We start from the raw sequence: 13051 nt of genomic DNA, 5'->3' as shown, positions 1-13051 counted from the left end.
CTAGATGAGTCTTTAAAATAAACCTTTTAAGGTTGTAATATTAAAGCGGTACAGTCTCGATATTAAAGCCCAAAGCGCTCCGCAGCTTCCTTTTCCAATCTCTCACGGTGATCAGGGTGAGCAATAGAGATCAGTGCTTTAGCACGCTGCAACAGGTTTTTACCAAACAGGTCGACAACTCCATATTCCGTAACTACGTGATGAACGTGCGCACGGGTAGTTGTAACGCCGGCACCGGGTTGTAAAAAGCTTGTAATCTTTGATATTCCTTTATTGGTAATAGAAGGCATTGCAATGATCGCTTTTCCTCCTTCAGAAAGCGTGGCACCTCGCATGAAATCCATTTGGCCGCCTACGCCAGAAAACTGGTACTTGCCAATGGTATCCGCACAAATCTGACCGGTAAGATCTATCTCAATAGCACTATTAATGGCCGTGACCTTTGGGTTGGCCCTAATCAAAGCGGTATCATTGGTGAAGGCCGCTTCCTTAAAGTCTACAAAAGGATTGTCGTCTACAAAATCATAGAGTTTCTGTGAGCCTACAGCAAAACAGGTTACAATTTTACCGGTTTTGATTTTCTTTTCTTCTCCCGTCACGATGCCACGCTCAATTAACGGTAATAGGCCATCAGAGAACATTTCTGTATGAACACCAAGACGTTGGTGATTATTGAGGTTTAGTAAAACTGCATTGGGAATATTACCAATACCCATTTGTAGTGTTGCCCCATTTTCAATCAAACTAGACACAAAGTAGCCGATCTTTTTTTCAACCATTGTCATTGGCCGCTCTTCGTGCAGCATAATTGGCCGATCCACCATGATGGCTTGGTCGATTTCACTGACATGGATGATCCCATCCCCGTGAGTACGAGGCACTTGCGGGTTGATTTGCGCAATGACTTTTTTAGCGGTCTGCACAGCAGGCAGGGCTATATCTACCGAGGTACCAAGCGAACAATAACCATGTTTATCGGGAGGTGAAACCTGGATCAACGCCACATCAAGTGGAAGAATATTACGCCGGAAAAGCAAATGTATCTCGCTCAGAAATACCGGAATATACCCCCCACTTCGAGAGTTTACATTTTTACGTACGTTCCCACCAACAAAACAACTATTAGTCTGGAAGGATTCATTATAAGGTGCTTCCGCGTATTTAGCGACACCTTCCGTATGAATATGAATAAACTCCACATTCTTCAATTCCTGATAACGGTCACACAAGGCATCAACCAATTCAGTTGGTGTCATGGCCGTACCCTGAATGAAAACACGGTCACCAGATTTAACGAGTTCAACGGCATCGGCAGCCGTAGTAATATTGAGCGTTGAGGGAATAGACATGAGTCATTGTTTGTTTCACCCGCGAAGGTAAAACCCTCCCTATATCGCTTCAGCGATGAAATTCAAGCCCTCCTGGTGATAAAAATCACCTGCTATTTTGCAGCTACTTTTTTCTTGGTTTTCTTTTTCCCAGCTTTAACACTAAAGACAGTTATACCTAGTGGTGGAAGGTTAAACTCAATGCTGTATTCCTGGTTATCCCATTCCTTTTCATCTGCCTTGATAGGCTTGGAATTCAACAAATGATCCGTCCCCTGGTATTTGGCTGCATTACTGTTTAATACCTCTGTATAGGTTCCTGGCAAAGGTACTCCTACTCGAAATCCTTCGTGCGGTACTGGTGTAAAGTTACAGATGATAACCATTACATCTTCTTCTTTCTTACCCCGTCGTAAGTAAGATAGAACGCTGCGTTGATGGTCACCGTGGTTAATCCAGGCAAAACCTTCTTGTGAAAATTGCTGCTCGTACAATGCTGTACTGCTGGTATAAAGCGCATTTAGATCAGCCACCCAGCTTTTCACGGCTTTGTGATGTGCTTTCTCCAACAAGGTCCAGTCTAGCCCTTTTTCAATATTCCATTCACTGTTCTGCCCAAATTCTCCTCCCATGAAGAGTAATTTAGTACCAGGGTGAGTAAACATATATCCAAACAACAGCCGGAGATTCGCAAAGCGTTGCCATTCATCACCAGGCATACGATCTAATAACGGCCCTTTACCATGCACGACTTCATCGTGCGAAAGTGGAAGCATGAAGTTTTCGGTAAAACCGTATACCATGCTAAAAGTGATCTGATTGTGGTGAAACTGCCGGTGAATCGGTTCCAACTTGAAGTAATTCAAGGTATCATGCATCCAGCCCATCATCCATTTTTGCCCAAAGCCTAAACCACCAGTATATACCGGCCGGCTCACACCTGCCCAAGCGGTAGACTCCTCTGCAATCGTCATAACATCAGGGTATTCCTGATAGACCGTTGAATTAAACTCCCGGAGAAAATCAATCGCCTCAAGGTTTTCGTTGCCTCCGTATTTATTAGGAATCCATTGCCCGTCTTCACGGCTATAATCAAGGTAAAGCATTGAAGCTACAGCATCTACCCTCAGGCCATCAATATGGAAATGCTCCAACCAGAACAATGCGTTACTGATCAGGAAGGAACGTACCTCATTACGGCCATAGTTGAAAATACTGCTTTTCCAATCAGGGTGAAAACCTTGGCGTGGATCGGCGTGATCATAGAGATGTGTACCATCAAAATCAGCTAATCCATGAGCATCGGTAGGAAAGTGAGAAGGTACCCAATCCAGAATAACGCCAATGCCCGCTTGGTGAAGTTTATCTACCAAGTACATAAAATCCTGCGGTGTCCCAAAACGGCTTGTTGTAGCAAAATAGCCCGTTATCTGATACCCCCAACTTGGGAAATAAGGGTGCTCCATAACAGGTAGAAATTCTACGTGCGTAAAGCCCATTTCTTGCAGGTAAGCGGGAAGTTCTTCCGCCATCTCGCGATAACTGAGGGTTTCCGTAGCTCCTGGTTTCTTGCGCCATGAGCCCAAGTGCGCCTCATAGACACTATAGGGTTGATCTAGTCCTGCTTTTGCTGGACGTTTGCTCATCCAGTCCTTGTCCTCCCATTCGTAGTACAAATCCCAGGTTACACTAGACGTATTTGGGGGGACTTCCCAAAACCAGCTAAAGGGATCACCTTTCACCAGCTGGCGCCCGTCAGGAGCATCAACGGCATATTTGTAAAGAAGTCCTTTTTTCAAATCCGGGATAAACCCTTCCCAGATACCTGAGCCATCAGGCCTAGGGTATAGCTTATGTGCCCCTCGCTTCCATTTGTTGAAATCTCCAACGACGGATACTGCTCGTGCACTCGGTGCCCAAACAGCAAAGTAATACCCCCAGGTACCCTCGACTTCAACAGAATGGCTACCCAGTTTTTCATAAGCACGAAAATATTTCCCTGCTTTGAACAGATTAACATCAAATTCCGTCAGTAAACTGAAAATTTCGACTTTCGACATGGACTATTTTTTTAACGCTAGCTGCTAAGATAACAAAGCTAAGGACAAGATATAAAAAAAGCCTTTCCGGGGAGTGGAAAGGCTTCTTTTGCAATCATGGAAAATAATATTTCCAATTATTTATCTAGTTCAGGGTGCTTACAACGCTATTTTCTACGCCAAAAGGAGTAGCAACATATTTGTCAGCAGCCCAGTCGTTTTCCCACACTTCACCGTCCAACAAGTAACGAAATTCATATTCCTTACCCGTTTCAAGTTCTAAGGTAGCTTTGAAAACATTCTTTTGCTTCTTCATAGAAATACCAGCTTCGGTATCCCAGTTGTTAAAGTCACCAATCAGAACCACTTTCTTAGCGGTTGCAACGGCCTCTGTAGGAAGCGAAAAAGTGGCCTTACATACAGGCTTTGATTTCAAGAATTTCTTTGCAATCATGAGTATCGAATTTAGGCCTGGATTTCAAAAAAAACAGGCAATGGGATTGAATAATTATGGCTTAGAAAAATTAGCGTTTGTTGGGGAATTTGCGAACTGATTTTAGCTTCGCTGATCGTCGTTCCTCCTCAGAGTTCAACGATTTACGGTTCTGACGAAGAAGTCAAAATCGAACTTAGCGGGCTATAAGTGAGGTTTTTAGTTCGAAGACAGGTTCGAAAACCCTTGAAAACCAGGAAGCATCAAGCTGTTCCCCTTAAATATTTCAACCATCTGTTTTTCACCAGATGAAATTCCCCAACAAGCTCTTAGCGCTTACCGCCTTTCAGCTCGTCTTGTAGCTTATTCAGCTCGTCCCATTTTCCAGCAGCAGCTAGTTTAGCTTGCTCAGGCCAGGTCGTAGGATTGTGCATTTTGTAACGAGAACCAGCAGCCTCAAGAATCGCCTGTAGCTTAGGTTGCTTAGCCTTTGCTAGATCTGCAAAAGTTTTGATCCCGTCAGCTTGTAAAAGACCAGCAATCTTTGGCCCTACTCCTTCAATTTTCTTCAGATCGTCAGCTTTGACAGTCTTTTTAGCAGGAGTTGCTTTTTTTGCCGGAGCTACTTTTTTAGCTGGAGCTTTTGCTTTAGGAGCTACTTTTGCTGGAGCCTTAGTAGCTGCTTTTTTAGCGGGAGTCGCTTTCTTTGTAGGAGCCTTTGCCTTAGGGGCAGCTTTCTTTGCAGGAGCTTTCTTGATCTCTACCGCATCTACAACCAATACACAATTGTGACTGAAGAATTCAGTAATTTGGTAGTCATCCGCAGCTTCATCATTGAACCAATCTTGTCCATTAACCAGGTAACGGAACTCATAGGTAGCACCTGCTGGTAATTCAATAGCTGCTGTGTACTCTTTTTTCTTGGCACTTAAAACCAAGCCTTTGTCCCAGCTCCAGTCATTAAATGTACCCAAGACGCGAACCTCGGCTTTCTTGCCAACCTGATCGGTAGTCAGTGAAAAAGTGACTTTACAAACAGGCTTTGATTTGGAATATTGCTTCTTAATCATTGAATAGAAAGTGTTTATTTTACACCAAGTTGCAAACTTATAACAAAGATAGGACATAGTCAACTGATTATCAATGATAAATATCAACTACTCCACCGCCCAACCTTGTTGATTAAGTGGCGGTAAGCCTCTTATTCGGAATAATTATTGGCCTGCAATTACCTCGCCAAATCCAGATAGGCAAAATGGGAAAGAAATAAACTTTCGTATCAAGTGGAATTTTCACAAAAAAAGTCAAAAAACTTTTTCTAAAGACCAAAAAGCTGCTCTACATTCAATAATAGTTCTTCTACTTTTTGAAAATAGCGCCCCATGTCTCGGCCATCAACTGTAGCATGGTGAGCCTGTACAGCTAAAGGCATCATCACCTTTTTCTCTTGGGTAAAATACTTCCCCCAGCTAATGCGAGGCACACTATCCGCTGGCGAATAATGCATAGCGTGGCTCAATCCTGTAAAACTTACCCATGGGATAGCCGACATAAAGAGGTAATCATCACGCCCGGGTTCATCTTCAAAATCGGGCGCAGTTTTCATTCGTTCTATCCTTGCCAGCGCTCGTTCGATGAATACTGGAGCAGCAGGATCGTAATCGACCGTACAGAAACTAAAAACCTCCGATACTTCTGTTGGCACGGTAAAGGAAGGTTGCACAGTAGGGTGTTCTACAACTTGCTCTCCTCGAATTCGCCAACGAAAGGCTGGAATATCATTGGCCGCTTTAGAAAGCAGGTATACTATATATGGTGTAAAAGGAAGTTTTTGCCTCTTTACGAATGCCAGGAAACGGGTAATATCTACATTAGCCACCAGGTTAAAGTGGGGCTGATCCATTTTACGAAAGAAATCGAAATGCTTTTGACGATGAGGATTATTGAATGTAATAACTTTCATTGTTGCAATTCTTCAAACTTGGTGAGGCTTTCAGCAAAATCCGTATTGAGATACAGGCTGCTTCACGTCCTTAAAATAAACGGTACAGAAACTCAAACATTACCAGCGCCAAAATGATCCCAAATCTTTTTGCAAAGCCACAGCCTCTTTATAATAGGTGTGCTCCTGATCGCCAATAATTCGCAACAGACGTGCATAGATCTCGGCTTCGGGTCTCCCCTCTCCTACTTTTGCTAAAACGATGCTCCAATCCAGATTGTCCTGGTAATACTTGAGGTCGTCCTCTTTGAAACTAGCTGGTGGCAATTGTGTGTTTAAGGCTTCGAACTGGCGAGTAGCTTCTGCAAAATCTTGTTCTTTAAGTAAATTATGAGCAGCTGCAAAACTATCCAGGTAGGCATCTTCTTCGACGGCTCCAGCGCCCATCGTATTTCCTAAAGGAGGTTGTTTATAAAATCGTGTCACAATGGCTTCGTCGGAATAATTCTGCTGAGCAAACCAATTGGCCCCTGTAACCATCAACACCAAGACACTAGCCGCAATAACTCCCAAACGCTTCCAATTGGATCGTAGACCATGTAATTTAGCAGTAGGCTTATTCTCGTCTTTCTCCCATTTACGAAGCTTTTGGCGAAAATCATCGTCCTTTAAATCATGAAAACCACTATTTAACTGTACCTGCTCCTCTAGGAGTTTGGCGAAGGATGGATCATTGACTTTCCTTGTTTCTATCACTTGTTGGTTGGCCTCTGATAGCTGCCCTTTTATGTACCAATCCGCTAGTTCCGTATCGTCTGTAGCTTGCCAAGCGACATCCATTTCTGCAAACTTTGCTCCTTGTTCTTCGAAGTGCAACGCATCCCATGCGTTCCAAAGTTGGTTAAAAGCCCTTGTTTCTTCTTCTCCGTTTGGCAACTCATCCAGGGCTAATCGGAGCTTTTTGTGTTCGTCTTCATTCAGCTTACCGGCCCGTAGGGCTTCCAGCTGCATGAGTAATTCGTTTGGTAACATCACTTAGTTATAATTCAAAATCTCAAACCTTTTTTGATTTTGAAGGGTTAGTTTTCTTCTATACTTATCAATTTACGCATCCGCTGTAAACAGTCAAATTTGCGCTTCCGGGCCGCTCCTGCGCCACTCAAGCCCAGGTCTTCCGCAATAGCTTCCATACTATAGCTATGGAGATAAACTTTGCGCAAAATATCACGGCATTTTTCATCCATACGATTGAGTAGGCTGCGTATCCAGGCGGCTTGCTCTCGCTGGGCTATCCGATCTTCTACTCCTGGTGGAATGGCGACTTCCGGGACTTCTTCTTCCCATTGGGTTTTCGCCCCCCCTTGTTTTCGATAGATCATTTTGCCTACTCCAAATAAGTATGTCCTAAGACTGCTGCGCAGAGGCGCTGCCAAACTACCATCGGTTACCTTACGGTGAAGGACTACCATGGCATCCTGGTACAAAGCGCTAACCTGCTCCGGCGGCCAACTCGTGTGCTTTAAAAAAAACAAGCGAAAGGGTGACCGCAGGTCATCATACAGTGCCCGCCAAGCAGAATCACTTCCGGTAGCTAGGGTTTGTAAACGGCTTTCGTCCGCTGCATAGTTGCTCATTAATGCGTGCTTTGGTGAAGATGTTACCAATTAAGAGGCTAAAATAAGAGAATTTGTGAGTTAGTTGGATTGTTAGAGTACTGGATTGTTGGATTGCGCAGGTAAGCCAGTGCATCATACAGCTGATCTCTAGGGCGTCTTTTGCATGTCTGCTAATGCTTTTCTGCTAGACTGCCTACGGCGTTGGCGTTGAAGGAATACCGGAGGGGCAGCCCGGGCACCACAATCCAGAATAGCACAACGCTCACAAGTCGTATGCACATCTTTGGTAACAAGGGCAGGGTCGGCCAGAAAAGGAAAAGTATCCCGCAGCTGATCATTGAGCAATAACCCAATGGTGACACTGCTGCTATTATCAGCATTCTCGCGGGTAGGCTTGGCCATTGCCAGGCAAAAATAGGCATTGGGCGTGTCCCAGTAACGGGAAATTTGGGCGCCGACAATAGGTTCGGCGGTGGTAGCCTCTAGCCCTTGCTGAGCCTTCAAACGCCGAATGAGACGAATACTGATCCAGCGCCGGCAATAGTGCTCATCCAACTGATTAGCATGAGGATCATGCAACTGAGACAAATGCATTTCCTTGGTAACAATATACTTTTGCATACCATGATCCGTAAAAAACCGGAGAAAAAACAACTGTTTTACCCCAAAATGATGGGGCAAGATATTGGCCATGCGCTGTAGTAACATCTCTGAAGTCAACTCACTTTCTGCCAACCAGCGCAGCACCTCCTCTCCACGCCAACGCTGCCAACGCGTCATTTCCTGCAAGTAACCAACAATCACCGGTTCTGGCAATAACAAGGCTACAGAAAAATAAGAAGCCCGAAAGTTACTGAGTAACTTCTCAAAAGATTCGATCTCCAGCATTCGCGTTTCTAAGGGGCGCTCTGTTTCATTCAAATTCTGAAAGCCTATTTCCTTGGCCAACAAAAAACGCTCTTGTGCAAAATTGAGATCAGGCCCGAGGTAAAGAATTCCTTGTTTCGGTAGAAAAACCGATCGCAAATGCTTTAAGGTCGGATGACTCGCCAAATAGACACGATCTACTTTAACATCATAAACCTCTAGTAACAACTGTTCTAAAGTCGGAATATCCAGTTTACGATCATCAGCCAATTGATACTGCCGACGAAAGTCCTGAGTTGCTTGTTCTATTTCCGGAAAATAATTATCATGTAAATCCTGATAAGAACGAAGAGCTGCTTTGTAGAAATCTTCTCCCTGCATATTAAAATTTCGGGTGATTTTAATCACAGTACTAATAAAGGCATTCACTTTTTCAGGAGCCTGTAGCAGCAACTCAATCAACTTAGTCGTGGAAATTCCAAAAGTCTCTAACGGGAAGATTTTCAAAAAATCTGACCGGAGTAATTCAACAATCGGTCGTAATTTTTTACTAGGCTCCAGCGAAACTAAATAATCGTAATCGGTTTCTAAAGCAGCTGCTAAAGTGATAATCTTGTCCGACTTGGGATATTTTTTCCCTTTCTCTATACTATGCAAGTAGGAAATAGCCAACCCCGTCCGATCTGATAATTGCTGATAAGATAGATCGGCCTCCTGCCTTAAATGTTGGACTTTAAGCCCAAAAATCAGTTTTACAATTGCAGCTTCTTTTAACATGAACGAAATTCTTTACAGGGCTCTCTAAATTTTATCACCTCGCTACAGCGATAATTATCATCATATACGGGGCTAATACCCGCTAATTTAGCTTTTGTTAAGCGAAAAGGAGGCTAAACTCGGGTGAAAAAACAACAAGCAGATAAAATTTATTAATTAGAGAAAATTTCTCTAAAAATAAATAAATCTATAACTTGCACCCTGTTAGCAGCCTTTTAGAAACAGCACGAAAATAAAGTGTTTTTTCTACGTAATACTTATTGTGCAATGGCACCATTTATCACTAACTAATTGACAATCACAAACTGTCCGCACTGTCGATAGATTACAAGCTTGCCATTGATCTTGTCAACGACCGTGCAAAAATTCGAAGCTATGCTACAATTTGGTATCAAGAATCCACAAGAAAAACTGGAAGACCTGGGTATCCGCAACTATCGGAAAGCCTATTGGAATGAAACACCAGAATTCTTGCAAGAAGCCACTATTATTCGCGAGCAAGGTATCATTGCAGACAATGGTGCTTTAGCAATTAATACAGGTAAGTTTACCGGCCGTTCCCCAATGGATCGTTTCATCGTCAAAGATGATATTACTGCGGATAATGTTGACTGGAATAAAATCAACATGCCTTTTTCTGCGGAAGGCTTCGACCAGCTTTATGATAAGATAACAGATTACTTTGCAGGCCGAGAAATCTTTGTTCGTGATGCTTTTGCCTGTGCCGACACCAACTACCGACTTCCTGTGCGTGTAGTGAATGAGTACCCTTGGAGTAATATGTTTGTGTACAACATGTTCCTGCGTCCAACAGCAGAAGAATTCCAATCTTTCACCCCAGAATGGACCGTCATCAACGCCCCTGGTTTTTTAGCCGACCCTGAAGTAGATGGCACACGCCAATCTAACTTTGCGATCATCAACTTCACACGCAAGTGTGTAATCGTAGGCGGTACGGGCTATACCGGCGAAATCAAAAAAGGAATTTTCTCTGTCCTTAACTTCATTCTTCCAGAACAACGCAATGTGCTAAGTATGCACTGTTCTGCCAACGTTGGCAAAGAAGGAGATGTAGCAATATTTTTCGGCCTTTCTGGTACAGGTAAAACGACCCTCTCGGCTGATCCAAACCGTGAACTTATCGGAGATGATGAACATGGTTGGTCAGATGAAGGCGTCTTCAATTTCGAAGGTGGTTGCTACGCTAAAACCATTGACCTTACAGCAGAAAAAGAGCCTGACATCTACGAGGCAATCCGCCATGGAGCCATCCTCGAAAACATCGGCTTCTACCCAAATACTCGTAAGCCAGACTACAGCGACAGCAGCATTACACAAAACACGCGTGTAAGCTATCCGATTCACCACATCGATAATGCACTTGAAGTATCCGCAGCAGGCCACCCTACCAACATTTTCTTCCTGACCTGTGATGCTTTCGGTGTACTGCCTCCAATCTCAAAACTATCTCCAGAGCAAGCTGCCTACTTCTTTATCTCTGGTTATACGGCCAAGGTAGCCGGTACAGAAGAAGGTATTGATGAGCCAGTACCTAGTTTCTCTGCTGGATTTGGCGCTCCTTTCCTTCCTTTGCACCCTGGAAAGTATGCTGATATGCTAAGTGAGAAAATGCAAAAGCATGGAGTCAATGTATGGCTGGTAAATACTGGCTGGGCTAACGGTCCTTACGGTGTTGGTAGCCGGGTAAAACTTAAATACACCCGTGCTATGATTACCGCAGCCTTAAACGGCGACCTAGACCAGGTAACGTACAGTACGCACACCATCTTCGGGATGAAGCTACCTACTTCATGTCCTAATGTTCCTAGCGAAATCCTCAGCCCTAAAGCTTCCTGGAATAATGATCAGGCATTTTACAAGCAAGCCAACAAGCTAGCAAAAGCGTTTATTGCCAACTTTGAAAAGTACAAAGCTGGCGCTAGTCAGGNNGCTCCTAAAGTCAATGAGAGCGCCGTTGCATAAACTTGGCGATTATAATATCACAAACACATAAGTTCAAGGAGGTTTTCGCAAGAAAGCCTCCTTTTTTTATTTCACAACCGCCACAAAACGCCAAATATATCATTGTTAGTTTTGTAAAATGTAAATATTTAACTTACTTAGCATTCAGAGTTTAGAACAAGTGGCATTTTATACATTATCACCTACCGTTTTCCAGACTAAACCTACAGTTTATCCAAATTAAATACTTGTTCCTTTTCTTACTGGACTGATGCACTGTGTATATCGGCAATCCTGTTTACCCTGTTGTAAATAAGAAATCTTAGTACGATCCCAATTTACTTTGCGGCTATCCTGCTGTATTCGGTACATGGGCAAATCAGACCACACCAAACAAGCTCTTAGTAAGCAAACTATATTTTCTGGTATAAACAAAACTTTACATGAGAACTGTCTATTTTACACTAAGCGGAGCGCTCTTGCTCCTGGCTTTAACCTTCACTACCTCTTTATCGGCACAACGTAATTGTGGAGCCATGGAGCATCTCGAAATGGAGATGGAAAATGATTCCAAACGAGCGATTAAACTTCAACGGATTGAAGAGCAAACGCGTAACTTCATTCAAAACACAGATGCTCGCGCAGTAAATGGTGTCATCACTATTCCTGTAGTCGTACACGTTGTTTATAATACCTCTACTGAAAACATCAGTGATGCGCAAGTACAATCTCAAATTGATGTCCTCAATGAAGATTTCCGCCGCACCAATAGTGATGCAGATAACACCTGGTCACAAGCTGCCGATACGGAAATTGAGTTCTGCCTCGCATCTGTTGATCCCAACGGAAACGCTACAAACGGTATCACTCGTACCTCTACATCTGTTACTGCTTTCAGTACCAACGATAACATGAAGTTTAATTCTTCGGGTGGTAAAGATGCTTGGCCTGCCGCCGATTACCTCAATATGTGGAGTTGTGACATCTCAGGAGGAATCCTGGGTTATGCACAGTTCCCCGGTGGTGATCCAGCTACTGACGGAGTTGTTATGGACTACCAGTATTTCGGAACTATTGGTACTGCTACTGCACCTTTTGACCTAGGCCGTACTGCCACCCACGAGGTTGGTCACTGGCTAAATCTTCGCCACATTTGGGGTGATGGCGGCTGTGGTGTTGATGACTTCGTAAGCGACACCCCTACTTCTGATGCCGCCAATTACGGTTGTGCTACTGGCCACGTTTCTTGTAGCTCTACAGATATGGTACAGAACTATATGGATTACTCTGACGATGCTTGTATGAACCTGTACACTGCTGGTCAGAAAACCCGTATGCGGGCACTCTTTGAGCCAGGTGGTGCACGCGCTAGTTTACTCAATTCAGCGGCTTGTGGAGCTCCTCCTACCCCAACTTGTTCGGATGGCATCCAAAATGGCAATGAAACTGGTGTTGACTGTGGTGGCCCCGACTGTGCTGCCTGCCCTCCTTGTACAGATGTAATTGTTTCGATTACTTTAGATAATTACCCTGAAGAAACCAGTTGGACAATTACCAATAGTGGTGGATCAGTAGTAGCCTCTGGTGGCACCTATGGTAGCCAAGCTGATGGTTCTACCGTTACGATTACAAATTGTCTGCCTGATGGTTGTTATGACTTTACGATCAATGATGCTTACGGAGATGGCATTTGCTGTTCTTACGGTAATGGTTCTTATTCCGTTACTACCGGAGGCAGTACTGTTGCTTCTGGTGGCTCATTTGGATCCAGTGAAACAACCAATTTCTGTGTGGGCGGTGGCCCTGCTCCTACATGTACAGACGGCATCCAGAATGGTAGCGAAACTGGTGTTGACTGTGGCGGCCCTGACTGTGCTCCTTGTCCTACCTGTGATGACGGCATCCAAAACGGTAGCGAAACTGGCGTTGACTGCGGTGGCCCTGACTGTGCCGCTTGTCCTACCTGTGATGACGGCATCCAGAATGGTAACGAAACTGGCGTTGATTGTGGTGGCCCTGACTGTGCCGCTTGTCCTACCTGTGATGATGGCATCCAGAACGGTAGCGAAACTGGTGTTGATTGTGGT

The 13051-nt window shown here is 44.1% G+C and carries 9 protein-coding genes and 1 pseudogene; 2 read left to right on the top strand and 8 right to left on the bottom strand.

From position 1 onward, the window contains the following. Window positions 1-62: 62 nt before the first annotated feature. The 8 genes from ACRBG0_RS23020 to ACRBG0_RS22985 all read right to left on the bottom strand — a co-directional run bounded on the left by ACRBG0_RS23020 (window position 63) and on the right by ACRBG0_RS22985 (window position 9002). On the bottom strand, window positions 63-1349 hold the full coding sequence (locus ACRBG0_RS23020; protein ID WP_431489195.1) for an acetyl-CoA hydrolase/transferase family protein: 1287 nt from the start codon (window positions 1347-1349) through the stop codon (window positions 63-65). Window positions 1350-1441: 92 nt separating this feature from the next. Beyond that, window positions 1442-3388 carry a 1,4-alpha-glucan branching protein GlgB gene (gene glgB / locus ACRBG0_RS23015; RefSeq protein WP_431489194.1) on the bottom strand — a complete coding sequence of 649 codons (1947 nt, stop codon included), beginning with the start codon at window positions 3386-3388 and terminating at the stop codon, window positions 1442-1444. 124 nt (window positions 3389-3512) lie between these two features. Continuing rightward, window positions 3513-3821 (bottom strand): isoamylase early set domain-containing protein, encoded by a 309-nt coding sequence (locus ACRBG0_RS23010; RefSeq protein WP_431489193.1) that lies wholly within the window; start codon window positions 3819-3821, stop codon window positions 3513-3515. 308 nt (window positions 3822-4129) lie between these two features. Further along, complete coding sequence (locus tag ACRBG0_RS23005) at window positions 4130-4870, bottom strand: helix-hairpin-helix domain-containing protein (RefSeq protein WP_431489192.1); 741 nt, start codon at window positions 4868-4870, stop codon at window positions 4130-4132. A gap of 248 nt (window positions 4871-5118) precedes the next feature. Continuing rightward, window positions 5119-5763 (bottom strand): CatA-like O-acetyltransferase, encoded by a 645-nt coding sequence (locus tag ACRBG0_RS23000; RefSeq protein WP_431489191.1) that lies wholly within the window; start codon window positions 5761-5763, stop codon window positions 5119-5121. A gap of 99 nt (window positions 5764-5862) precedes the next feature. Further along, the gene (locus tag ACRBG0_RS22995) at window positions 5863-6774 is read right to left on the bottom strand and encodes a hypothetical protein (protein WP_431489190.1); all 912 of its coding nucleotides are present in this window, start codon (window positions 6772-6774) and stop codon (window positions 5863-5865) included. Window positions 6775-6821: 47 nt separating this feature from the next. Next, window positions 6822-7376, bottom strand: coding sequence for an RNA polymerase sigma factor (locus tag ACRBG0_RS22990; RefSeq protein WP_431489189.1), 555 nt, complete (start codon window positions 7374-7376; stop codon window positions 6822-6824). Window positions 7377-7505: 129 nt separating this feature from the next. Continuing rightward, window positions 7506-9002 (bottom strand): helix-turn-helix domain-containing protein, encoded by a 1497-nt coding sequence (locus ACRBG0_RS22985; protein WP_431489188.1) that lies wholly within the window; start codon window positions 9000-9002, stop codon window positions 7506-7508. Between the two features lie 375 nt (window positions 9003-9377). On the opposite strand from ACRBG0_RS22985, the pseudogene pckA reads away from it, so the two are divergent. Next, window positions 9378-10950, top strand: a pseudogene (pckA, locus tag ACRBG0_RS22980) (phosphoenolpyruvate carboxykinase (ATP)); the annotation flags it as partial. 457 nt (window positions 10951-11407) lie between these two features. Then, on the top strand, window positions 11408-13051 hold a 1644-nt coding region (locus ACRBG0_RS22975; RefSeq protein ID WP_431489187.1), incomplete at its 3' end, for a zinc metalloprotease.

The sequence above is a fragment of the Lewinella sp. genome (assembly GCF_050633125.1).
In the GTDB taxonomy this organism is placed as follows: domain Bacteria; phylum Bacteroidota; class Bacteroidia; order Chitinophagales; family Saprospiraceae; genus Lewinella.
This window is presented reverse-complemented; position numbering and strand designations above follow the sequence as displayed.